This window comes from Oceaniserpentilla sp. 4NH20-0058, assembly GCF_040371755.1.
In the GTDB taxonomy this organism is placed as follows: Bacteria; Pseudomonadota; Gammaproteobacteria; order Pseudomonadales; family Oceanobacteraceae; genus Bermanella.
On record NZ_BAABWE010000005.1, the window covers coordinates 119,431 to 144,173 of the forward strand.

A 24,743-nucleotide genomic window follows, 5' to 3' on the forward strand; every position below is an offset into this window, starting at 1 on the left:
TTATGAATCAGTTTAATGTGTCTATTATTGTGCCGGTGCTAAATGAAAGCACGCAAGTAACAGCTTTAATTAATCGGTTATTGATTTTAAGTGATTACGTAAAAGAAATTATTATTGTTGATGGTGGCAGTGAAGATGGAACTCAATCTTTATTAGCTAAACATTTTAAGGTTCTTGAAAGCCATAAAGGGCGAGCTAAGCAAATGAATCTTGGTGCTCAGAGCACACAGTCAACTTGGCTTGTTTTTTTACACGGTGATACGCAATTTACCCCAGCTCATTTAAAAACTATGATTGATGAGGCGAGCTTGCACCAATGGGGGCGTTTTAATATTAGGTTGGATGCAAAAGGTTTAGCATACCGTGTGATTGAATGGTTTATTAATCAGCGCTCTTGGTTAAGTGGAATAGCAACAGGTGACCAGTGCATATTTGTACGTAAGCGTTTGTTTGAGCAATTAGACGGTTTTTCAGATATTCCTCTTATGGAAGATGTGGATTTTTCTAAGCGAGCTAAAAGGACATCTAAACCTAAATGTTTAAATAAAAAAGTAATCACTTCAGCGCGGCGCTGGAAAAAATTTGGTGTTGTGAACACCGTTTGGTTGATGTGGAAATTGCGCTTATATTTTTGGTTTGGTGTAGCCCCTGAAAAGCTAGCTAAGCTTTATCGTTAACTGTTAAGAAGACACATGTTTGAACACGTATTAATTCAATTTGCAAAATTCCCACAGCTTGGCAATGTAAAAACACGCCTATCACCTGTTTTAGGTGATGAAGGTTGTTTGCATCTGCATTGTGATTTAGTGGTGCATACTCATACATTATTGATACAGGCAGCGGCTAAGCTGGGAGGGCTTACGGTTTTGTCTCTTGGGCAGCTAGGGGATAATACATTGATAAATCGGCTTGGAAAGTTAACCCCTGTTTTGCTCCAACATGGTGATGATCTAGGGGAAAAAATGGCAAATGCCATTAACTGGGGTTTAACCATTGCCAAAAAAGTGATTATCGTAGGTAGTGATTGCCCTGCGTTGACAATTACAGATATTGCTCAAGCCTTGGATGCACTTAACGAGCAAGCTAACGTATTTATAAACGCAGAAGACGGTGGTTATGTGTTGGTCGGAGCCACAAAAAACAGTGATGATTTATTTGTGGGTGTGCCTTGGGGGACAGAGGATGTTATGCATGTAACCTTACAACGTTTACAAGCAGCGCATAAAAAAGCAGTTATTTTAGGGCCTTTGTGGGATGTTGACTGTGAAGAAGATTATCAACGTTTGTTAACCCAGTTTCCAAATTGGCCTGATACATCAGCTTAGGTTTAGATGTGACCAAATGCCTCGTGTTTCGAGGCGATTACGAATTATCGGTTTGTGCTTGCTTAGCTTCATCGGCTTCTTTTTTTCGCTTTTCCTCTGCTTGTTGTTTTCGCTGCTCTTCATATTGAAGTGTATTCACAAATTGCTCCACATAGCGCTGTTTCATACCGCTTAATGGCTGAAATGAAAAGCCACAAAAGGTTAAGTCCTTTTGCTCATCGTAAACCGCGTGACGAGCATCCAAGCCACAGTCCATGGACTCATCACCTACGTGTAAGGTGCTTTCATCAAAGTTTCCCATTGTTTTTAATAAGGTCGTTATATTCCCTTTAAAATAGGCTTTAAAACCTGAGCCAGAAATATCTTGTAAACGGCCTTTAAAGACCTGTTTGTCTTCACTGGAGCGAAATACGGCATACACCGAATAAGTACGAGGAACCATGGCTCGATAAGCATTACGACGCTGAAGATAAAGTAATTTGCTAGGGAAGTGTGCTATGTATTCTTGATTTTGAGGGCGGTATTTTAATCCCCCTTCAACAAAAAATTTAACCAAAATACCACGGAAGTCAGCAATTAGCTCAAGTCGTTTTCCCCGTTGAAGTATCTCATTGCCTGCGTCAGGGATTAATTTATCAAAGGCGAATGCTTTAGACTTTAAATCGACTTTTGTGATGGCGGTGGCAAAAGCATCGTCTACGCCTTCAAAGCGGGCGGTTAAACGTGGCGCATAGCGAATTAGCCTCTGAATCGCACGGTAGATCTCTTCAGGGCTTTCAAGATAATTTTCGGATGTTACTTCAGCTTCTTCCATGACAATCGTCTTACTTGCTTGAGTGAACAGTGTGAGGCAGCCAATTTGGCAAATTTAGGTTAGGCTTCACCTAAACTTTGACTATGGATTCGTCCTTTTGCCGCACCACTTCCATTGTATAAGTTTGGCTCATTTTTGCAGCCATGCAAGATATTCAGTAAGTTACGGTTACGTAACTGGCTGTGATAGATGACAATACCGTTTTGTTCGTTTTGAGCAATAACGCCTTCAAAGCCGAGTTTTAGAAGCTGCCATTGTTCGTTTAACTCTGTTTGCTCTTGTTCGTCGTACTGAGAAATAAGAGAGCATAATCCAGCTTCAGAGCCTTCAAAATCGTGAGAGAGGAGGAATGATAAGCGAGCGTTGACCTGCTCTTGGTAAGCATGTAGTGCCGTGACTTTCTTTTGTGCGATACCATCTATGGCAAGCATGTCACGATTTAATAGTGCCGATGATTCTTCTTCAAGTACTACTTGAAGGGTGTTCAATGTGGACTGCTCACGGGTAAATAATGCGTTCAATTCACAAAGCTTAGGCACAGGCATACGTATCCTTTTATTTAATTAGCTTGTCAAACTTCATCATTTGACCGGCAATTCGTTCATAATCAATTTTGTACTCGTTATTCGCCAACGCGCCTTTAATGCGCTCAACAGCGGCATCGTCGATATCTGGCATAGAAGCGACTTCGGCTTCTATTTGCTGAATTGACTTACCTTGAGGGCTTAACTTCACCTCAGCGTCGGCTGGGCTTTTGGCCTCAGGGGCTTTTTTCGCGCTTTGGTCCGCAGTGGCGGCCTTTTCTGTACTACGCGATTGTTGGCCGCCGCCGACACCCGTAGTTAATTTATTAATGTTCATAGGGCTTACCTTTCTAAAAATAGAGTTCCTCGTAGACCTATAACGGCAGGCTTGAACAAGGCTTTAGCTTTTTTTTATTTTTTTTGTAAAAAAACTCAAAATTGAACTAAAACTTCCCCTGGACCTACTACTTTTCCTCTAATAATGCGCTCTGAGCGGTTATTCTTAACTCGAATCTGGCGACCTTCACGACCATCATTGAGAGCTTCTCCGGGCATTTTGACACTCATTGGCCCTTTATTCGCTGTAATCATGACCTTATCTCCTTTATGAATCATCAGAGCGGGTAAAATCAGGTAGCTATTTAATACAGTTTGGCCAGATAGGGCTCTTTTAGATTGTTTTCCTATAACTTGAGCTTTTTTTAGATAATACCCATTTCTTAATTCTGCTAAATTCTGCCGTTGTAAATCTATGTGGCCATCTTCAATAATCTGATTTTTGATTAAAGGCTGGTTTAAAACAACGACCTCAGTATATAAATTGACTTCGGTAGGTACATTCAGTGCCCAAGGTTTCGTGTCTTTACAAGCTACCTTGATGTGACTGCGGCCTAATTCTAAGGGTTGTGGTGCGTCAATGTTTAATGGTATCTGGCAAGGTTGAAAATTTAACCGACTGTTTAGATAAGATAAATCAATCCCATAATCATATACTTCAAGCTCCATATTTCCGGCCATAGCTTCAATTTGCATAGCCAATGTTTGTTTTAAACTATGCTCCAATTGTTCATACCATGTCTGGCTATGACCTAAAGCAGACAACCCAAGTATAAATATTGAAATAAAAACTCTGTATATCACGAGATTATGTCCTATTCTCAATAAAGACAGCGTAATGCAAAGGCATTTCAAATAGCGGCAATTTATTAACGTTTTGCCTAATACTTGAAATGCTGCAAAGGGCATGCCGCCAAAAACGAGATAAAAAGCCAGCTTATTAACTGGCTGAAACATGGAGTTTGTTTATGGCCGGGGTACTGGATTCCGTCGACCAAAGAACCCAACTAGTTGGTGAAAACAGGCTAGAGCTTTTGCTTTTCCGTTTAGCTGGACCACAGATTTACGGCATAAACGTGTTTAAAGTAAAAGAAGTATTGCAGTGCCCACCGTTAACGATTTTACCAAAAAGCCATCGGGTAGTGATTGGTGTTGCTCATATTCGTTCGGGCACTATTCCAATTATGGATATGGGTTTAGCAACTGGAAACACATCCGTTGGTGATCCCAAAGATTGCTTTGTCATTATTACTGAATACAACACGGCAACACAGGGATTTTTGGTTTCTGGGGTTGAACGTATTGTAAATATGAACTGGGAAGAGATTCACCCGCCACCAAAGGGCACAGGGCGAGATCATTACTTGACTGCTGTAACTGAAGTAGAAGAGAAACTGGTTGAAATCATTGATGTAGAAAAAATTCTGGCGGAAGTGTCTCCAATGGAAGAAAGCATCAGTGAAGAAATATTAGAAAGCTCCCGTAGTGATACTCATCAAGAGGCACCAAAAGTGCTTATTGCGGATGATTCAAAAATCGCTCGCAAGCAAGTATCTAAGTGTTTAGAGGCTCTTGGTATTGAAGTAACGGCTATGAATGATGGGCGCCAAGCATTGGATCATTTACGTGACATGGTGGCGTCTGGTGTGACGCCCTCCGATCACTATGCCATGATGATTTCTGATATAGAAATGCCAGAGATGGATGGATATACCTTAACAACAGCGGTCCGAAACGACCCAGCTATGAATAAAATGCACATTATATTACACACGTCATTAAGTGGTGTTTTTAATCAAAGCATGGTTCAAAAAGTTGGAGCAAATGACTTCATAGCGAAGTTTAATCCAGATGTTTTAGCTGCCAAGGTAGCTGAACAGGTGAAAGTGTCTCAAAATAAGGCATAACAAAGATGGATATAACAAAATCGGACTTTACGCAATTTCGAGATTATCTCGAACGTGTCTGCGGTATTTTACTTGCGGACAATAAAGAGTACTTGGTATCAAGTCGCTTGCGCAGCATTATGAAAGAACTGGATTTTTCAGTTTTACCTGAGTTAGTCAAAAAAATCGAGGTGGATTCGCGACTAAGGGAAAGAGTTGTGGACGCTATGACGACTAACGAAACGTTATGGTTTCGTGATGCTCATCCTTTCACGATTTTACAGAAAAAACTGTTACCTGAAATTAGTGCGAATCAAAAAAGCTTAGATATTTGGTGTGCAGCATCATCCACAGGGCAAGAGCCCTATTCAATTAGCATGATCATTGAGGAATTTAAACGAGCTAACTCAGGGAAATTTACATCCGAAAAAATTATAGCAACAGATATATCAACAAGCGCGTTGGATGCGGCTAAAAAGGGTATGTACGATCAATTAGCATTAGGCCGTGGAATGCCTCAAGACCTATTAAAACGCTATTTTTCTGAGAAAGATGATCGTTGGCAAGTAAATTCGGCATTGCAGGCCCGCATTCAATTCCGACATTTAAACCTGCTGCATTCATTTTCCATGTTAGGGAAATTTGATATTGTATTTTGTCGAAATGTTTTGATTTATTTTTCCAGTGATTTGAAAAAAGATATTCTTACTCGTATTCATGGAAATCTGAAGCCTGGTGGGTATTTATTGCTTGGCGCCAGCGAGGCATTAACTGGCTTATCTGATTATTATGAAATGGTGCAATGCAGTCCGGGAATCATTTACCGTAAAAAGTAATCGCTTTTAGTACAACCCCTCCTTCTTTCGATGTTTACCTGATTTCCGCTTTCTCTTAAAAACGGCAATGATTGCCGCTTTTAAATCTATGTTATAAATACCTAAGTTGTTGAATTAATTGAATAATTTCAATTGGCATAAGGGTTGCTATATCTCAAGCATATTAAACTTAAGGCTCACTGAGCTAAGCGAGAGAGATATGTCAGCATTGGGATTTAAAAATTCATTGGGGATACATCCGCAAACAATGCAACTACGTGCATCTCGTGCAGAGATTCTTGCCAATAATTTAGCCAATGCGGATACCCCAAATTTTAAAGCAAGAGATATGGACTTCAATGCAGTGCTTGAAGGTGAATCGCGCCGCTCATTGAAAATGCAAGTGACTGACTCTTCACATTTAGAAGGCACAGTTAAAGCAGAAACGGACTTGTTATTCCGTAATCCTTACCAACCAGCGATTGATGGGAATACTGTCGATAGTCAAATGGAACAATCTTTTTATACTGAAAACGCATTACGCTACAACGCCTCTTTTGAATTTTTAAGTAGTAAATTCAAAGGGTTAAAAAATGCGATTAAAGCACAATAAATTTGGCAATAATAATAAGTAATTAGGAGAGTAAATCATGTCATTAACGAATGTATTTAATATTGCCGGAACGGGAATGAATGCTCAATCAGTACGTTTAAATACGACAGCCTCCAATATTGCCAATGCAGAGACGGTAAGCTCAAGTGTTGAAGAAACGTATAAAGCACGTAAGCCTTGGTTCAGTGTTTTAGAAAAACAATGGGGTAACGTGAATGATCTTAACGATAAATTAGAAATTCGTTCACAGGTGGGGGATGGCGTACAGGTAAAAGGTATTGTAGAAAGTGATGCGCCATTAAAAAAACGCTACCAGCCTCATCACCCAATGGCCGATGAAGAAGGTTACGTCATGTACCCTAATGTGAATGTAGTAGAAGAAATGACCGACATGATGTCTTCCTCAAGAAGTTATCAAATGAATGTTGAAATGATGAAAACAGCAAAACAAATGTTACAACGCACGTTAACACTTGGGCAATAATTAAATATTTTTAAGTATGGTTATTAAGATAATTGGCATCATCAGGAGCTTAAATCATGGCTGATGTAACATCCGTAGGACAATCGCAATCTGTGCTAGATCAATACGCACAAAGCGAGAAGCAAACTGAGAAATCAAATGAGCTAGGGAAAAATGATTTTTTAAAGCTTTTGGTTGCACAAATGAATAATCAAAATCCGTTAGAACCTCAAGATAATACCGAGTTTGTAGCACAATTGGCACAATTTAGTTCCGTTGAAGGTATCGATAATTTAAATAATACCGTTGATGACATGGCCTCAGAACTTAGGTCTTCTCAAGCGTTGCAAGCATCTTCTCTTGTTGGTCAATCAGTGGTTGTTCCTAGTAATGATTTCGGCTTTTTACAAAACGGTGACTTAATTGCAAGTTACAGCGAAGTGCCTGCAACAACGATGAACCTCACTGTGCAAATTAAAAATAAAGCAGGGCAAACACTGGAAACCATTGATTTGGGTTATCACGAAAAAGGGCCAATGTCGTTACGTTGGGACGGAGCAAATTTAGAAATGGATGGAGAAATTGTCGAGCTGGATCGTTCTCTTCTTAACCGTCAGGAATACTTTGTAGATGAAGAGGGCAATCAAGTGCTTGATGATGCAGGCAACCCGATTCCTGTTCCTTATCCAATAGGGGAATATCAGTTTGAAGTCAGTGCATCAATTGATGGTGTAAATGAAAATATTGGTGCCGCCATGAGTGGCAAAGTAGATAGCGTTACATTAGGAACAAATAATCAAATTACATTGAATTTAGCCGGTGGAGCGAAAGCGTCACTGTCAGATGTACAACAAATTTTAAATTAATTTTTTAAATCTCACATTAATGTGAGAGCAGGAGTATGACATGGCGTTTAATATTGGTTTAAGTGGCATTCGGGCTGCCTCGGTTGATTTAGAAGTAACGGGTAACAATGTTGCTAATGCGAGTACAGTGGGGTTTAAAGAATCCCGAGCGGAATTTGCAGATGTGTACACGACCACTATTTTGGGTACAGGCTCTAAACCAGTAGGAAGTGGGGTATTGGTTGATAATGTTCGACAAGAATTTAGTCAGGGAAATATTAGTGGGACGGAAAATGCACTAGATATGGCCATTGATGGCACAGGTTTTTTTATCCTTAATGATCAAGGAACTGAATCATACACTCGCGCAGGATTATTTGGCTTAGATAAAGACGGGTATGTTGTCGCAAATAGTGGGGCTCGTTTACAAGGCTATGAAGCAAATGGTGACGGTGTTGTTAATGGGGTGTTAGACGACATCCAAATTCGGATTGGTAACCAACCACCGGCATTAACATCGCGAATGTCAGCCATTTTAAATTTAGATGCATCAGAAAATGTATTGCAAGAACTGGGCTCACAAACTTCTACACAAGGTTTGGCTATTGCGGTACCTGATGCTGGCATTGCAGATAGTACCGCTACGCAACTTAGTACGATTTCCCAGCCTACTACTGCTGGCACCCGTTCGAGTGAAGTGTTTGATGGCGGGGTTGATTTATCCGCTGCCGCATTTGTTACCACTCCAGCAGATCCCGGCCCATTTAGTATTGATATTGATCCTTTGGATGGTACAGGCATACAAACGGTGACCATTTTAGCGGGTGCGATTACTGTGGGTGCAACACCTACTCAGCATCTGCAAAATATAATGAACGCCATTCAAGCAGAAGTAGATACGCTATTTGGAAATAACGAATTTTCAATCACCACTAATCAATCACCATTGACAACTCCTTTAGTGGCAAACACATATTTGCAAATTGAACGAGCAGGTTACGACGCGACTATCGGAACAGGGTTTGCGCTTTCCGCTGCTGATGCTGGTTTTATAGCGGCATTTGGTGACCCTGCTACGGATACTACTCTTACCGCAGGGGTTTCAGGTAGCCAATTGTTTGTGGGTTCAAACCCTATTACTGCGGATTTTAGAAGTATTCCGGGTACAAGTACCACTTCTCGTACTACGTCTACACCTCCATTAGCGATGACAGGTTTTATAGGCGGTGATCATGGGGTATTAACATCAACCATCACAAACGGTGGCCAAACGATCGGTGATTTTGACACGGTATTAAATGGTAGTTTTGATTATTCAATTATATTTGAAGTAGAAGTGACCGATGCCAGTGGTACAACCACATCGCAAACCATAACGTTAGATGCGGCACAATTTGGTGACGGTGTTGAACAAGCGGCAATTGGCTCTCCTGCTGTGCAAACCGTAACAATGGAGCAAATCCGAGCTGAGATTGCAGGTCAAATAGCCGGTGGAGCACTAGCTGGCTTGGTGACTGTTTCAGCGGGACACCCAATGTCATTAACAGCGGCGACCGCAGACAATGGTGACACATTAATACTGGTTCCTAATTCATCAAGTAATACATACGATTTAAATAACATTGGCTTTGCACCTACCAATCGGTCTTCCACTGGGGTTGCGGATATTGATGCAAATAATGAATTTCGTATGCAAGTAACTGGGCCAACCGTAGCGGACGACTCTTCCGCTTATAACATAATTGTCCCAGCAGCCTCATATGCAACATTGGATGATTTAGCGGCGGCCATTCAAACAGAAATTGACTTGCGCACAGGGGCAAATGGTTTAGCTGGTCGGGTAACGGTAGAAGCCGTAGGTGGACAATTAGTATTTACCAATACTGAAGTGGGTTCCGGTTATGGTGTGCAATTTAGCCAAAGTACTGGCCTAGGTGCAACAGAAGGTTTAGCCGCATTGACCGCGTTGGAATTAGATAACCCGTCGGTGTTTTTAGGTACAGATGAAATTGATAGGACTAACTCCTTTAGAGTGACACTGACAGTACCAGCCCCTGATGTTGATGGACGCTCCGGTACGACAACAATCACATTAGATGAAGAGTTTCGTTCAGTACAACAAGTAGCAGCCTCAATTAATAGGCAAATTAGTAGCTTAGACAGTGATGCGTTTATTGGTGTGCGTGCAGAGGCAATTGAAATAGTACCTAATGTGGTACCGCCTCAATATCAATTGCAATTTGTCGCTACCGAAGAAGGAGAAGCCTCCACCATTACGGTGTCTGACTTTATTGCCATCGGTGATGATGTAACTGTAGATGAGATGTACGGTTTAATTCAAATTGATGAAGACGACAATAGTTTACTCACACAAGGGATTGAAGGTGTAAACAACGAATACCCCTCACAATCTATCACATTGGTGGATGCTGACGGCAATGAAACTATTTTAGAAACAGAAGAAAATGCCGAAGCTAATGAAATTGCAGCCATATACAATCGACAAGTGGGAATAACCGCCTCTGCTACTTCAACGTTAACCATTCCATTATCCGGATACAATAACCCCGGCAATAATATGACCTTAACATTAAATGGTCAGGAATTAGAATCCACCAGTTTACTGGAGATGTCAGAGGAAATTAATTCCCTAGTAGGCACCACGTTACCGGGTTTTAATTCTGAAATTAATGAAGATGGCGATCTTATTATTTCTAATTCCATAGGCAGAGATATAAAAGTTGAAATTTCATCGCCAACAGTAACTGACAGCATTGTCATTCAAGGTTCTCAGAATGCTGGTCCTGTGGTATTAGGGGGGACAGCAACGGCGGATACAGCTGCGGTTGTAGGTGGTTCAGTGGATATTGTATTAAATGAAGGGTATTCATTAATTGAACCTTTACCATCGGTATCCGGAATATTTGGGGCACTTTCTGAGGATGAGTTTGAAGATTATGTGTTGAACAGTTTTGATCCGGATGATCAAAACTCTTACAACCATGCAACCAGTACCACTATTTACGATAGCTTGGGTAATAATCACATTATGACTCAATACTTTGTAAAAGAGCCAGTGGATCCAACACGCCCAAATGAAGAAAATATTTGGGCCATGTATGTTCAGATTGATGGGCAAAATGTAGGGGATCCAGATCCCACATTAAGTTTTCCAGAGAACCTTGAAGCAACTCAGCTGCGTTACGAGTTGTTCTTCAACCCTGATGGAACACTCGATGTTGAAGCAACGGGCGACTTGTATGTTACCAATTGGGATCCAATTAACGCAGAAGGGTCACCAACAGGATCATTAAAATCACTAAATGTTCTGGAAGGTGGCTTACCGTTAACCGATCCACCAAGCAACTCAAATTTTCAAATTGAATTGGATGGCTCTACTCAATTTGGTAGCCCATTCAGTGTGGCCGAGGTCAGTCAAAACGGTTATACAACTGGACGACTTACTGGGCTTGAAATCGACGCAGACGGGTTTATGTTTGCACGGTTTACCAATGGTCAGGCGCAAGTGTTAGGTCAAGTTGCATTTGCTAGCTTTAAAAACCCGGAAGGTTTAGTACCGTTAGGGGATACATCATGGGGGGAATCATTTGAATCGGGTACACCAACGGTTGGCTCCCCTAGAACCGGCACATTCGGTAACCTTCGATCCTCGGCATTAGAAGACAGTAACGTGGATTTATCTGAAGAATTAGTGGGTTTAATCATTGCACAGCGGAACTTCCAAGCCAGTGCTAAAACCATTGAAACCTCGGATACGGTTACACAGACAATCATTCAGCTTTAAGTAGTTGAGTTAGGAGTCTGATGCAGGTAAAGGAATATGCTAGCTATTATCCGGTAGATGCTAGGGAGTAATTTTAAAATAAAATCTAAAAAGTAGGGTGGGTTAGCGCAGCGTAACCCACCGACAATCGCTTTAAATGCGCAGGCTGTTATTTGTTAAAAGTTAGGCGGCAATAAAAGACAGGCCTTGCCGCTTTTTAACTTTGATGTATATCGCCTGTTTGAATTTCGCAAACTGAATGATGATATTTAGTGAAAAATATTCTAGGTTTAGTATGTATTTCATCCCGCACCTCCCGTTCCATATACCTTCAAAATAATTGGCACCCCAATTGCAATCTCTTAATTAGAAAAAACCATTGCCGCTTTTTCAGGCAGGTAAATGAATTAGGAGAATACAATGGATCGTGCGTTATACATCGCCATGTCCGGCGCGAAGCAAAATACAATCGGTCAAGCTGCCGAGGCCAACAACTTGGCTAACGTGAGCACAACGGGGTTTCGTCGTGATTTTGAACAAGCTCGATCCATGCCCGTCTTTGGTGATTATTATCCTACCCGTGCATATGCCATGGAAGAGCGTCCCGCCAGTGATTTTAACCCAGGTACGCTTATTCACACAGGTCGTGATTTAGATATCGGGATAGATAACCAAGGGTGGATAGCAGTACAAGACAGTAACGGTGAAGAAGCCTACACACGCCGAGGCGATTTACGTGTAGATCAGTTGGGACGCTTAATAAACGGTGAAGGCCTTCAAGTCATGGGAGTAGGGGGGCCGTTGGTTGTCCCCCCTTATGAAAAACTCGAAATAGCCGGAGATGGCACTATCTCTATTCAGGCTCTGGGTGATGATCCTGCGGTAGTCGCAGACATAGAGCAACTTAAACTTGTCATGCCAGATTTAACCGAAATGGAAAAAGGGGAGGACGGTTTATTTCGCATGCGAGGACAAGAACCCGGAGACGTACAACCGTTTGACCCTACCGTGCGCGTAGAAAGCGGACATCTAGAACACAGCAACGTAAATGCGGTGCAGTCGTTAACACAAATTATGTCTTTGCATCGCCAATATGAATTACAAGTGAAAATGATGAGCACCGCAGATGAAAATGCACAGGTGACTCAATCTATTATGGATATTCAGTAGTACGGATAAAAATTTAGTTTAAAGGTGTGTTGAAACATCAAGGAGAGCTGTCATGCATTCAGCATTATGGGTCAGTAAAACCGGTTTAAATGCGCAAGATTATAATTTGACCACCATATCAAATAACCTTGCAAACGTATCAACAACAGGTTTCAAAAAAGACAGAGCAGTCTTTGAAGATTTAATTTATCAAATACAACGTCAGCCCGGTGCCTTATCCTCACAGGATTCGCGTCTTCCATCAGGCTTACAAATCGGTACGGGTGTTAAGGTAGCAGGCACGCAAAAAATTCACACCACCGGTAGTTTGCAAGAAACCTCACAACCGTTGGATTTAGCGATAAACGGCCGTGGCTTTTTCCAAATTGCCATGCCTGATGGTACAACGGCTTATACTCGCGACGGTACTTTCCACATGGATGCGGAAGGGCAAATCGTAAACGCAGTGGGTTATTTACTTGAGCCCAATATTACAATTCCCGATCAAACCAACACCATGACCATTAGCCGTGATGGCATTGTCTCGGTTACACAGTTTGGTGAGACGGACCCACAAGAAATTGGCCAAATCGATGTAGTGGATTTTATCAACCCAGTTGGCCTACAGGCCATGGGTGGCAACTTATTTTTAGAAACGGCTTCTAGCGGTGCTCCGCAAATTGGTGTGGCTAGTGAAGAAGGGTTTGGCTCTATTGAGCAAGGCTTTTTAGAAAACTCTAACGTAAAAGTGGTTGAAGAATTAGTTCAAATGATCACTGTGCAACGAGCTTATGAAATGAATTCAAAAGTGGTGAGCAGCGCGGATCAAATGCTGCAATATCTAGCGCAGAACACCTAATTAATGCGTAATTCTTTAGGTAAATAGAATACAAAGAGGTGCAAAATGAAATCATTAATAACAGGTAGTTTAATGCTGGTTTTGGCTGGTTGTGCTTCTGTGTTACCGATTGACGAAAAACCAAATGATCCAAGGTATTCGCCGGTCCCTGCACAATCGTTAACACCGCCGCCAACCACTGATGGTTCTTTATACCAGTCTAATTATTCAATGTCGCTGTTTAGTGATCAGCGTGCAAAACGCATTGGAGATGTGATCACGGTGGTACTGCAAGAGCAAACCCAAGCGTCTAAATCCAACAGCGCCACTACGAAAAAAGACAGTGATCTAAATTTAGGAGATGTGAGTATTTTTACTAAAACACCACCTATTTTATCGGCCAGTGCAGCGGCATCCCGAGCATTCACGGGCACAGGAGATGCGGACCAAAGCAACAGCTTGCGAGGTCAAATTACGGTGACAATCAGTGATATTTTACCCAACGGTGTGTTAGAAGTCCGTGGCGAAAAATGGCTGACATTAAACCGTGGTGATGAATTCATCAGGGTTAGAGGTTTAGTGCGCGCCCAAGACATAGGGCCAGATAACACAGTCATGAGCACTAAATTGGCTGATGCGCGTATTAGTTATGGCGGTACAGGAGAAGTGGCTAACGCCAGCAGGCAAGGGCTGTTGACCCGATTCTTCAGTAGTCCTTGGTGGCCGTTCTAATAGTGGATACTGCTCAGAATCAAAGGGTATTAAGGCGGTCAGTAAATTGCAGGTATATTTATGAAACGTAAAAGTGCCTAAGCTTTGACGAAGTATTAGAGGTGGTTATGAAAAAGCGAATGTTGATCTGGTTGAGTATGGTATTGCTGGTTATAACCAGTGCCTTCTCTTACGGCCAGCGTATTAAAGACCTTACCTCAGTGTCAGGGGTGCGCATAAACCAACTTGTGGGTTATGGTTTAGTTGTTGGTTTGGACGGTACGGGGGACAAAGCCCCATTTACGAATCAAACCTTTATTAACATGATGAATGAATTTGGCATATCCATTCCACCGGGTACTGACCCAAAATTAAAAAATATCGCAGCCGTTTCGCTGACTACTAATTTACCGCCATTTTCCAAGCCTGGGCAAACCATTGATGTAACGGTTTCAAGTATTGGTAATTCAAAAAGTTTACGGGGAGGTACCTTGCTGTTTGCGCCACTGCGTGGAGCGGATGGTCAAGTATATGCAGTGGCGCAAGGTAACCTAGTGGTTGGCGGGTTTGGCGCGGATGGAGCAGATGGCTCTCGGATAACCGTGAATGTCCCCAGTGTCGGTCGTATTCCAAACGGTGCTACCGTAGAACGGCCCGTCCCTAACGGATTTTCAAGAGGTGACAGCCTAGTGTTAAATTTAAACGCACCCGATTTTACAACAGCAAAACGCTTATCTGACCGCATTAATAACTTACTAGGGCCAGAAACCGCATACGCAATAGATGCCACGTCTGTACGCGTTAGCGCCCCACGAGATCCCAACCAGCGAGTTTCTTTTTTATCCATGATCGAAAACCTAGATGTAACCCCGGGGGAGGCCACGGCAAAAGTTATTATAAATAGCCGAACAGGCACCATCGTAATTGGTAAGCATGTCCGCATCGACCCAGTTGCTGTGACTCATGGCAGTTTAACGGTAACCGTTAAAGAAAATTTTCAGGTAAATCAGCCAGGGGCGTTAGCGAATGGTGAAACGGTGGTGGCTCCGCAAACTGAAGTGAATATTGATGAAGAAGGTAACCCTATGTTTGTGTTTGCCCCAGGAGTATCTTTGGATGAAATTGTAAAAGCAGTCAATGAAGTTGGTGCTGCTCCCGGGGATTTAATGGCGATTTTAGAAGCATTAAAACAAGCGGGTGCATTAAATGCTGAGTTAATAGTGATTTGATTAATGAAAGGAATGCTAATTTGCTAAATTTTGAAAACAAAGAGGATGCCATATCCTACATTCAAAACTTAGAACAAGAAATACAGCTATTGGCCCATGAAAAAAGCTTAGCGACCTTAGAACATAAATTACAACAACGGCAAAAAGCGTTGGAGTATTTGTTTGAAAACTATATGGCACAAATTAATCAAACTGACTTAGATTTTCTAAAATCCATTCAAGAAGAGTCCCATACTTTGCTCGATCAAATGCAACAGCATAAACACGAGCAAAGCGAAGAAATTATCAAATATAAGAATACCGGTAAGCGTATTCGCTTATATACCGATATTGCACAGCAAAAATAACTTGCCGCTTTTGGCAACTGTTGCCGTTTTTCGTTTTTATTCTTGTAAAAAATCCTTAAAAAACAATCAATTATGGTTTTGGCCTAAGCTTTGCTTTATATCATCATAACTCCAAAAAAGACGTTGTTATGAACAATATCGGCAATACTTACAACTACAACGATTTAGCATCATTAAATGCTATTAACACTCTTGGCCGAGAAAAAGAAGACGAAGCATTGAAGCAAGTGGCACATCAATTTGAATCCATGTTTGTGGGGATGATGTTAAAAAGTATGCGCGATGCAAACGCTGTTTTTGAGGAAGATAACCCTTTAAGCAGTAATGAATCAAAATTCTATCGTCAAATGTTTGATGACCAGCTCGCACTCTCTATGAGCCAAGGGGAAGGTATTGGCTTGGCCAGTAGTATTTACCGCCAGTTAAAAGATCAATTTGATGTTAAAAGCGATGACGACACTAAACCAACAATTGATATTCCTATTCGCCAGTACCAAGGCCCAAATCCATTTTCTACAATAAAACCAAATCTGGATTTACAGCAATTTAATCCAGAAGCGAAAGGCATCGAGCTTAACGAAACAAAAGCGGCAATCGCTCCGTTAAATGAGTCTCCAGTCAAACCTAAAACCTTAAAAACAGATTTTACGCCTAGTGAAGAGCTTATTGTGCCAAATTCACAGCCTCTAAGTATTCAATTACAAACTAAAGAGACAGGGCCAATAACTAAACAATCTGCGTTTCAAAATCCAGAAGAATTTGTTGCAGCATTGTGGCCTGTGGCTCAATCCGTAGGGGAAGAAATGGGGGTTGAGCCTAAAGCCATCATGGCGCAAGCGGCGTTAGAAACTGGCTGGGGAAAATATATTATTCATAAAGGTGATGGCAATAATAGCCATAATTTATTTGGCATTAAAGCCGACCACAGATGGGATGGTGATGTGGCTAAAGTATCGACCTTGGAGTATCGACAAGGCATCGCCAAAAAAGAAGTAGCACCTTTTAGAGTATATGAATCCTATGAACATAGCCTAAAAGATTATGCTGAATTTGTGCAAAATAGTGAGCGTTATCAAACGGCTATTAAGCAAGGCGAAACGGTAAAAGGTTATAGCGAAGGGTTACAAAATGGTGGTTATGCAACCGACCCTAAATATGCTGAAAAAATACAACGCATCGCTCACGGTGACGTGTTGGCACAAGCCATTGCGCAAGCCAAACGAGGTTAACCATGGCTAATTTACTCAATATTGGGATATCTGGTTTACGGGTGCATCAAACAGCCCTAACGGTTACAGGTCATAATATTGCAAATGTGGACACCGAAGGCTATAGCCGCCAAGAAGCAACCATTACCAATAATAACCCGCAGTTTGCAGGAGGTGTGTGGATTGGTGGTGGTGCTATGGTTCAAGACGTTCGCCGTGTATTTGATGAATTTTTAGTAGGTCAATTACAAAAAGACACCTCAACGTTTAATTATTTTGAAACCCTAACCAGTAATGCAGAACAAATCGATAAATTGCTGGCAGACCCCGGTACGGGTATTCAACCGGGTATTGAAAATATGTTTGGGGCATTTCAAGCCGCCATTGACGACCCTAGTTCATTACCCGCAAGACAAGTGGTTATCAGTGAATCACAAGGTTTAGTGGATCGCTTTAAGTCAATTCAAGATCGCCTTAGCGATAGTAATAATATTTTAAATGGACAGTTGGGTATTATTGCCGGACAAATCACCACACTAGGGGAAGCCATTGCGGAGCTCAATGTGCAGATACAATTTGCAACCGCAACAGCAAACGGTAATTACCCGAATGACTTACTTGATAAGCGTGATCTTGCCATAAAAGATCTGGCTGAATTAGTCAGTGTGACAGTGGCAACACAAGATAACGACTCTATTAATGTTTTTATTGGTAATGGACAACCCTTGGTTTTAGGTAAAGATTTTAATCGGGTATCTACCAGAGCAGGCTCAGATGACCCCACTCGGGATTCCATCATATTTGAGCGAGATGGGGCCACTCAAGATATAACTCAGCAATTATCAGGTGGTAGTGTCGGGGGCATTTTAGAGTTCCGAAAACAAATTTTAGATCCAGTGACTAATCAGCTTGGGCGTGTCGCTATTGCTTTGCAGTTCAACATTAACGAACAGCATAAATTAGGGATTGACCTAAACGGACAAGCTGGTGGTTTATATTTTGAAGATATAAACGACCCTAAAGTGGCCATGAGCCGAGTGGTGGGAAATGCAGACAATGCCCAGCCGGACGATCGCAAGGTAGGGGTTTATATTACAGACCCTAGCGAGTTAACCGACAGCGAATATAAAGTCGAGTTTACAGGCCCTAATAATTATACCTTTAAAGTTACTCGTGTGAGTAACAACGAGGCTGTGCTAGAAACAGTTTTAAGTACGGAGTTTCCAGAGAGTTTTAGCATTGAAGGATTCGATTTAACCTTTGAATCAGGATCATTTAAAGAAGGGGATCAGTTCTATCTTTTGCCTACCCGTTCCGGTGCCGCTGACATTGAGTTAGACATCGAAATTCCGCAGGAAATCGCATTAGCCACAGCAGTCATGACAGATTATGACGTAGGTAATCGTGGTCAAGGGGTCATTAGTCAAGGGGCTGTTTATGATTCGACCACGGAAGCGTTTTCAGTTCCGGGAGCTCTAACACCACCTTTGTTGGTGAAATTCACCAGTGATACCACATATGACGTATTGGATAACTCAGATCCTGCTCATCCAAAACAGTTATTCCCCAGTATTATGAACCAAACCTATATTCCTGGGGTTGTGAATAATTTATTACCTAAAGACGAAGGCAAAACCTCCATTTCTAGTTTGGGTGGATACTTACCGGCGAATCAGTTTTATCAAGATTATAATGAAGTCAATGTGACTCCTGGTAATGGTTTTTTTCCTGCAAGGCTGAATATTAGTGATCCGGATGCGATAACCGGTGGCATGAAAAGCCGTGGAATATTAACGATTTCAGCACAAACATCGGCTAAAGAAACGGCTCAAATTTTAAGTGAGCAAAATGGTATTTCCGCAACCGCCGTTACCACTTTACAGCTAACCAATTTCCAATCAGATCCAGATGGCCTGTTAGATGCACATTTATATTTAAATGGAATAGAACTGACCGATACCCTACCTGAAACCCAAGTGAAATATGAACAGGGTTATCCTGATGTAGTGCCAGACCCTGTTAGTGCAAATTTCATAGCTGACCGCATCAATGCCAACTTTGCATTTCAAGGCATGGGAGTTACCGCTAAAAGTGACGGAAGTGTCGTGACCATTACAGCCATAAATGGTGAGGATTTAAGCCTTGAAATGCAAGGTGATAACGAAGATTACATGACGGTTTCAAATGGCATTAATAACTATTTAACCTCAACCGGCAATCCGTTACCAAAACCACTATCACAATACGATGGTTTCGATTTTAGTGAAGGGGGGCCATATACCTATGAGTTTAATGTGCCCGGACAAGGCACTTTTAATATTGAGCTGTCAGAAAATTACGCCACAGGTAGCGACTTAATTGCAGGTATACAGTCCGCCATTAGCAGTACTAAGTTTTTTTATAACAATGATTTAGCGGTAAGCATTGATGCAAAAGGCAATATATCATTTCAAAACCAATTGGAAATGAGCCCATACGGCACCAATGGCAGTTCAAAGTTAACCATGGGCGGCCAAGTAAAAGTGGTGCTGGATGAGGGTATTACTATTTCATCTGAACCGCCATTTAGTAATTTATTTGAAGCCAATCCAGAGCAAAAACCTATATACCTAGGTTATGAAATATCCATGGAAGGCCCGCCCAAAGCCGGAGATCAATTTTATGTGGATTTTAATGATGATGCGGTGACAGATAACCGTAACGGTATCTTACTAGGTGGCATACAAAACAAAGAGATTGTTGAAGGCGATATGACCATCAGTGAATCCTATGGTCGCAGTGTGGAGGAAGTGGGCTCTATCACCGCAAGAGCTCAAATAAACATGGAGAGTTCCGAAGTTTTATTACAAAACACACAAGACAGTGTGAATGCCGTCAGCGGTGTTAACTTGGATGAGGAAGCGGCAAAGCTCATACAATATGAATTAGGTTATAACGCTTCGGCGCAAGTAATCAGTGTAGCGAGAGACATATTCGATACATTGATTGGTATCTTTAGGTAATTAATAACAGAGTAACGGAGGGTAAATATGCGTATTTCAACCATGCAACAATTTAATACTGGTTTGCGCTCCATCTTGAATAATCAAGAAGGCACTTTAAAAACCCAGCAACAAATTTCAACAGGACGTCGGGTACTGACACCTGCTGATGATCCTATTGCCTCCACCCGTATCTTACAGCTTCAGCAAGATATAAGTTTGCGCAGCCAATACCAAGAAAATGTTACGGCCTCTAGAAATAGACTGACACTGGAAGAATCTATTTTAGATAGTGTGAATGAGAATATTTCCCGTATTCGAGAATTAACCGTTAATGCTGGTAACGGTTCTATGACATTAGAAGATCGCACCTATATAGCGGCCGAAATAGGCCAAAGACTTTCTGCTCTAACAGATTTAATGAATACAAAAGATGCCAGTAATACATATATCTTTTCGGGTTTTAAAGGAGAAACCCAGCCATTTATCCAAAGACAAGGTGGCGGGGTTGTGTATCAAGGTGATGATGGAGAAAGAACGCTTGAAATTAGTAACAGTACTAAAGTGCAAACGAATGATACGGGTAAGAAGTTATTTGTGGATATACAAAGTGACCAGAACACCTTTTACACCCGTGAAAATGAGCGAAATTTAGGTGATGGTTTTATCACAAATGGATTTGTATCGGATCAAGAAGCCTACGATGCATTCTACCCAGAAGACATGGTGGTTAAATTTAATGCGGATAGCTTTATTAGTCCTCCGGGGCCTAACTACAGCGTGGTTTCTAAAAGTGATAATCGACCAATAAATGGTTTAACCGGTCAGGGCTATACATCGGGAACTGAGTTAGTTGTTAATGGTGTGAACTTCAAAATAGCGGGCGACCCAGAACCGGGGGATAGCTTCTTTGTTGAAAGCAGTAAAAAACAGTCAGTCACGGATACCGTATCTGGGTTAGTGGAAGGCCTAAGGTCGTTAGGGGATAACCCAGAACAAAGTGCAGCCTTAGATGCATTGTTGGAAACCACACTGCAAAATTTAGACTTTGCGCAAACAAGTGTATCTGAAGTGCGCAGTGAAATAGGTGGACGACTCAATACAATCGATAATATCGAAAACTTACATGCAGATGTGGAACTGGTCAGCCAAGAAGTACTCAGTGGCTTACAAGATGTGGACTTCGCAGAGGCTGTGAGCCGTTTATCACTACAGAGCTTCTTATTAGAAGCCGCTCAACAAAGCTTTACTCAGATAAATAGACTATCTTTATTTAACAGCTTATAACTTGTATGAATCATTAAATTGGTTCAGTTGTTGCTTGATTATAATAACGATAAAAAATTGACAGCTTGAGGGTCATCACATGTTTGATGGTCAAACCATATTGATAACAGGCGGCACCGGTTCTTTTGGCAAAAAGTACACCGAAACACTTTTAAGTCGTTTTAAGCCAAAAAAAATCATTATCTTTTCTCGTGATGAACTGAAACAGTTCGAAATGCAGCAAGTTTATAATCAAGATTGCATGCGTTATTTTATCGGCGATGTGCGTGATAAAGAGCGTATGCAACAAGCCTGTAAAGGGGTAGATTACATAATTCATGCAGCTGCCATGAAACAAGTTCCAGCAGCCGAATATAACCCGACTGAATGCATTAAAACCAATATTGATGGCGCTGAAAATGTCATAAGAGCAGCCATTGATAACGAAGTTAAAAAAGTTATAGCGTTATCAACGGATAAAGCAGCCAATCCTGTTAATTTATATGGTGCAACCAAGTTATGTAGCGATAAGTTATTTGTTGCGGCTAACAATATGGTGGGGGGTGAAGTACCTCGCTTTGCCGTTGTCAGGTATGGCAATGTGGTAGGTAGTAGAGGGTCGGTTGTACCATTTTTTAGAAAGTTAATTTCTGACGGTGCAGAAAGTTTACCAATCACTGATTTTGCCATGACGCGATTTTGGATAACGCTGCAACAAGGTGTGGACTTTGTTATTAAAAACTTTGCACGCATGAAAGGCGGTGAGATATTTGTTCCCAAAATACCTTCCGTAAAAATGACCGATTTGGCCGAAGCCATATCCCCTGGTATGAAAATTCATGAAATAGGTATAAGACCAGGAGAAAAATTACATGAAAAAATGTGCCCTAGGGATGATAGCTATCGGACACTAGAGTTTGATGATCACTATGTTATTGCACCTTCTATAAATTTCTATGATGGCAATACAAATTTTCTTATGAATAATCTAGGCGAAGAGGGCGAACCTGTGGAGCAAGGTTTTTCATATGATTCGGGTACAAATGATTGGTTTTTAGATGTGGATGAAACGGCAAACCTATTAATTAAAGCCGAAAGCTGATGAGCAATAAAGTCGTAATTATTGATTATGGTTGTGGAAACTTATTTTCAGTTGAAAATGCAGTCAAAAAGATTACTCGTGATTATATTGTTTCTTCAGAAGCTAAAGAAATTAAGGCTGCAAGTAAAATAATATTGCCCGGTGTCGGATCTTTCAAAGTGGCAATGGATAATTTATTAAAACTGAAGTTAAAAGAACCAATATTAGAATGTGTATCAGAGGGTAAACCGATACTTGGTATTTGCCTTGGGATGCAACTATTAATGTCTAAAGGTTATGAGCATGCAGAGACGGAAGGCTTAGGTTTAATATCTGGTGAAGTTGTTCCATTTATACCGGACAAAAATCATCCGGTACCACATATAGGATGGAATGATGTAAATACAGAGGGAGTCTTGCCTACTTATTTCAATGGCATTAAAAATGGGACGTCTTTCTATTTTGTGCATAGTTTTTATTGTGAAGTAAATGAAGAAGTTTCTGAATTAAAGGTGAACTACTGCAATAAAAATGTCGTTATTGGGGTGCAGAAAAATAATATAAACGGCGTGCAGTTTCACCCAGAAAAAAGTCAAGATGCTGGTATCCAATTATTAAAAAATTTCATATCCAATGAGTCCATGCCGTGTTAAAAAAAAGAATTATTCCTATTTTATTATTAAAAGGGAATGCGGTTGTTAAAACGGTTAATTTTGAAGATCCTCGCATGGTTGGTGATGCAATTACCAACGTAAAAGTATTTTCTACCCGAAAAGCGGATGAGATGGTGATTGTAGATATCGAAGCGACCAAGCGAGGAAGTATCAACTTTGCTTTACTAAAGCGTCTATCTGCTCAATGTGTCATGCCACTAACCCTAGGTGGGGGAATAAAAACCCTTAGCGATGCGGATCAATTATTTAAAGTGGGTGCTGATAAGGTCGTTATTAATAGTGAATTTTATCTTAATCCAGATCTACTTACCCAAATAAGTCAAAAGTATGGACAGCAAGCAGTTGTATTCTCATTAGATATAGTAAAACAAGGTGAGGATTATATTGCGGTATCTTGTGGTAAATCTATTAAGCATGAAGGCTGTGTGGTAGAGATTGCAAAAAAGGCGGTGGAATACGGGGCGGGGGAAATTATTGTCAACTCTGTAGATTGTGACGGCAAGATGCAAGGATACGATACTGAATTATGTGACCGAATAACAAAACACATTCATGTTCCCGTTATTTTGGCCGGTGGATGTGGAAGCAAAGAAGATTGTGTGAGTGCAATAGAGCATCATGCCAGTGCCATTGCAGCAGGCAGTATTTTTTATTGGGTAGGTGAAAGTATATTAACGATCAAAGAGTATATGCACAAACAAGGAATTGAGGTGCGGTTATTATGAGTTCGATACGTTATTGTAAATGTTGTTTATTTCCTGAAACCAAACCAGACCTATATTTTGATGAAGAAGGGGTTTGTGATGCATGCCGTTCTTCTCAGCGCAAACACGGCATTGAAAATGCCATAGATTGGGATCAAAGAGCCAAGCAATTTGATGAAATATTGTCTGAGGCAAAATCGAGAGCAAAAGGCGTTTATGATTGCTTAGTCCCCGTCAGTGGCGGCAAAGATAGCACTTGGCAAGTGTATGCTATGAAAAAAATTCATGGTATGAACCCTTTAGCAGTTACGTTTGATCAGTTTGATCAAACCTCAACAGGTATACATAACCTTGAAGTTTTGCGCAGTATCGGGGTTGACCATGTTCATTTCACTCTTAATCCGAATATTGTAACGCCACTATTAAGAAAAGGTTTTGAGATTGTTGGTGATCATTATTGGGTGAATCATGTTGGCATATACACCGTACCGTTTCATTTTGCCGTCAATTTTGGCATTCCTTTAGTTATATTTGGTGAAAACCCTCAATTTGAATATGGTGGCCCTGAACTAAGTCGAGACAATCTGCTTATGGATCGTAGATGGCGACAAGAATTTGGCCTGATGAGAGGCTTAAGAGAGGAGGACATGGTCGATACAGATATCAGTATGCAAGACCTTGGCATGCTATGTTACCCAAGTGATGAAAAAATCCATGAAGCGGGTGTCATAGGCACATTTTATGGCTTTTTTCATAAGTGGGATGCAAGTGTTCATACAGAGTTGGTTAAAACTCTAGGCTGGAGTGCGCTGCCCGAGCCTCCTGCTGGATCTTGGGTGGACTATGAAAATTGCGATATGAAATTTATAGATATTCGTGAACGGGTTAAGTACCTAAAATTTGGATACGGACGAGCAACCGATCAGCTTAATATTGAATTACGCCATGGAAGAATTGAGCGTTCCGAGGCTTTGGAGATTGCGAAAAAAATCGATGGTGAAGTCAATGAAGAAAATATTCTTGAATTTTGTGAAATACTAAAGATTAGCCGTGAAGAATATGATGAAGTGATGGATTCATTTGTTAATCACGACATCTTTGAAAGAGATGGATCTGGTCAATGGGTGATGAAATTTGAAAGGATGTGATA

General features: G+C 41.1%; 25 protein-coding genes. 20 read left to right on the plus strand and 5 right to left on the minus strand.

What is annotated here, in order from left to right; all coding sequences use genetic code 11:
* Positions 1-2 precede the first annotated feature (2 nt).
* Both ABWV45_RS08535 and ABWV45_RS08540 read left to right on the plus strand, forming a co-directional pair.
* Positions 3-677 carry a TIGR04283 family arsenosugar biosynthesis glycosyltransferase gene (locus ABWV45_RS08535; RefSeq protein WP_353350644.1) on the plus strand — a complete coding sequence of 225 codons (675 nt, stop codon included), beginning with the start codon at positions 3-5 and terminating at the stop codon, positions 675-677.
* A gap of 15 nt (positions 678-692) precedes the next feature.
* A complete protein-coding gene (locus ABWV45_RS08540; protein ID WP_353350646.1) occupies positions 693-1,325 on the plus strand; it encodes a TIGR04282 family arsenosugar biosynthesis glycosyltransferase in 633 nt (210 codons plus the stop codon).
* Between the two features lie 37 nt (positions 1,326-1,362).
* Here the strand turns inward: ABWV45_RS08540 and ABWV45_RS08545 are convergent, their stop codons facing one another.
* From ABWV45_RS08545 to flgA, 4 genes are all read right to left on the minus strand, one after another.
* Positions 1,363-2,139, minus strand: coding sequence for a flagellar brake protein (locus ABWV45_RS08545; RefSeq protein WP_353350648.1), 777 nt, complete (start codon positions 2,137-2,139; stop codon positions 1,363-1,365).
* A 59-nt stretch (positions 2,140-2,198) separates the two neighbouring features.
* The gene (locus ABWV45_RS08550; protein WP_353350650.1) at positions 2,199-2,684 is read right to left on the minus strand and encodes a flagella synthesis protein FlgN; all 486 of its coding nucleotides are present in this window, start codon (positions 2,682-2,684) and stop codon (positions 2,199-2,201) included.
* A 10-nt stretch (positions 2,685-2,694) separates the two neighbouring features.
* Positions 2,695-3,000, minus strand: coding sequence for a flagellar biosynthesis anti-sigma factor FlgM (gene flgM, locus ABWV45_RS08555; RefSeq protein WP_353350652.1), 306 nt, complete (start codon positions 2,998-3,000; stop codon positions 2,695-2,697).
* A 95-nt stretch (positions 3,001-3,095) separates the two neighbouring features.
* Positions 3,096-3,956 carry a flagellar basal body P-ring formation chaperone FlgA gene (gene flgA, locus ABWV45_RS08560; protein ID WP_353350654.1) on the minus strand — a complete coding sequence of 287 codons (861 nt, stop codon included), beginning with the start codon at positions 3,954-3,956 and terminating at the stop codon, positions 3,096-3,098.
* Between the two features lie 11 nt (positions 3,957-3,967).
* On the opposite strand from flgA, the gene ABWV45_RS08565 reads away from it, so the two are divergent.
* From ABWV45_RS08565 to ABWV45_RS08590, 6 genes are all read left to right on the plus strand, one after another.
* The gene (locus ABWV45_RS08565) at positions 3,968-4,906 is read left to right on the plus strand and encodes a chemotaxis protein CheV (protein ID WP_353350656.1); all 939 of its coding nucleotides are present in this window, start codon (positions 3,968-3,970) and stop codon (positions 4,904-4,906) included.
* A gap of 5 nt (positions 4,907-4,911) precedes the next feature.
* The gene (locus ABWV45_RS08570; RefSeq protein WP_353350658.1) at positions 4,912-5,721 is read left to right on the plus strand and encodes a CheR family methyltransferase; all 810 of its coding nucleotides are present in this window, start codon (positions 4,912-4,914) and stop codon (positions 5,719-5,721) included.
* Between the two features lie 199 nt (positions 5,722-5,920).
* Entirely contained in the window at positions 5,921-6,313 is a 393-nt protein-coding gene (gene flgB, locus ABWV45_RS08575; protein ID WP_353350660.1) for a flagellar basal body rod protein FlgB, read from the plus strand.
* Between the two features lie 37 nt (positions 6,314-6,350).
* A complete protein-coding gene (flgC, locus tag ABWV45_RS08580) occupies positions 6,351-6,797 on the plus strand; it encodes a flagellar basal body rod protein FlgC (protein WP_353350662.1) in 447 nt (148 codons plus the stop codon).
* Positions 6,798-6,853: 56 nt separating this feature from the next.
* Entirely contained in the window at positions 6,854-7,642 is a 789-nt protein-coding gene (locus ABWV45_RS08585) for a flagellar hook assembly protein FlgD (protein WP_353350664.1), read from the plus strand.
* A gap of 40 nt (positions 7,643-7,682) precedes the next feature.
* On the plus strand, positions 7,683-11,426 hold the full coding sequence (locus ABWV45_RS08590; protein WP_353350666.1) for a flagellar hook-basal body complex protein: 3,744 nt from the start codon (positions 7,683-7,685) through the stop codon (positions 11,424-11,426).
* A 162-nt stretch (positions 11,427-11,588) separates the two neighbouring features.
* Here the strand turns inward: ABWV45_RS08590 and ABWV45_RS08595 are convergent, their stop codons facing one another.
* Positions 11,589-11,711: a hypothetical protein gene (locus tag ABWV45_RS08595; protein WP_353350668.1), complete on the minus strand. Its 123-nt coding sequence runs from the start codon at positions 11,709-11,711 to the stop codon at positions 11,589-11,591.
* Between the two features lie 114 nt (positions 11,712-11,825).
* Between ABWV45_RS08595 and ABWV45_RS08600 the strand changes: the two genes are divergently transcribed.
* The 12 genes from ABWV45_RS08600 (at position 11,826) to ABWV45_RS08655 (ending at position 24,741) form a co-directional block, all read left to right on the plus strand.
* Complete coding sequence (locus tag ABWV45_RS08600) at positions 11,826-12,575, plus strand: flagellar basal body rod protein FlgF (protein ID WP_353350670.1); 750 nt, start codon at positions 11,826-11,828, stop codon at positions 12,573-12,575.
* Between the two features lie 52 nt (positions 12,576-12,627).
* Positions 12,628-13,413, plus strand: a complete 786-nt coding sequence (flgG, locus tag ABWV45_RS08605; protein WP_353350672.1) for a flagellar basal-body rod protein FlgG — start codon at positions 12,628-12,630, stop codon at positions 13,411-13,413.
* Between the two features lie 45 nt (positions 13,414-13,458).
* Positions 13,459-14,124: a flagellar basal body L-ring protein FlgH gene (gene flgH, locus ABWV45_RS08610; RefSeq protein WP_353350674.1), complete on the plus strand. Its 666-nt coding sequence runs from the start codon at positions 13,459-13,461 to the stop codon at positions 14,122-14,124.
* Positions 14,125-14,243: 119 nt separating this feature from the next.
* Entirely contained in the window at positions 14,244-15,332 is a 1,089-nt protein-coding gene (locus tag ABWV45_RS08615; RefSeq protein ID WP_502914673.1) for a flagellar basal body P-ring protein FlgI, read from the plus strand.
* A gap of 20 nt (positions 15,333-15,352) precedes the next feature.
* Entirely contained in the window at positions 15,353-15,679 is a 327-nt protein-coding gene (locus ABWV45_RS08620; RefSeq protein ID WP_353350678.1) for a hypothetical protein, read from the plus strand.
* A 128-nt stretch (positions 15,680-15,807) separates the two neighbouring features.
* Positions 15,808-16,908, plus strand: coding sequence for a flagellar assembly peptidoglycan hydrolase FlgJ (gene flgJ / locus ABWV45_RS08625; protein ID WP_353350680.1), 1,101 nt, complete (start codon positions 15,808-15,810; stop codon positions 16,906-16,908).
* Positions 16,909-16,910: 2 nt separating this feature from the next.
* A complete protein-coding gene (gene flgK, locus ABWV45_RS08630; RefSeq protein WP_353350682.1) occupies positions 16,911-19,889 on the plus strand; it encodes a flagellar hook-associated protein FlgK in 2,979 nt (992 codons plus the stop codon).
* A 27-nt stretch (positions 19,890-19,916) separates the two neighbouring features.
* On the plus strand, positions 19,917-21,155 hold the full coding sequence (flgL, locus tag ABWV45_RS08635; RefSeq protein WP_353350684.1) for a flagellar hook-associated protein FlgL: 1,239 nt from the start codon (positions 19,917-19,919) through the stop codon (positions 21,153-21,155).
* Positions 21,156-21,234: 79 nt separating this feature from the next.
* A complete protein-coding gene (gene pseB / locus ABWV45_RS08640; protein ID WP_353350686.1) occupies positions 21,235-22,236 on the plus strand; it encodes a UDP-N-acetylglucosamine 4,6-dehydratase (inverting) in 1,002 nt (333 codons plus the stop codon).
* Entirely contained in the window at positions 22,236-22,868 is a 633-nt protein-coding gene (gene hisH, locus ABWV45_RS08645; RefSeq protein ID WP_353350688.1) for an imidazole glycerol phosphate synthase subunit HisH, read from the plus strand. The genes pseB and hisH overlap by 1 nt, the downstream gene beginning before the upstream one ends.
* Positions 22,862-23,614, plus strand: a complete 753-nt coding sequence (hisF, locus tag ABWV45_RS08650; RefSeq protein ID WP_353350690.1) for an imidazole glycerol phosphate synthase subunit HisF — start codon at positions 22,862-22,864, stop codon at positions 23,612-23,614. Before hisH ends, hisF begins: the two co-directional genes overlap by 7 nt.
* Positions 23,611-24,741 (plus strand): N-acetyl sugar amidotransferase, encoded by a 1,131-nt coding sequence (locus ABWV45_RS08655; protein WP_353350692.1) that lies wholly within the window; start codon positions 23,611-23,613, stop codon positions 24,739-24,741. The genes hisF and ABWV45_RS08655 overlap by 4 nt, the downstream gene beginning before the upstream one ends.
* The last annotated feature ends 2 nt before the right edge of the window (positions 24,742-24,743 follow it).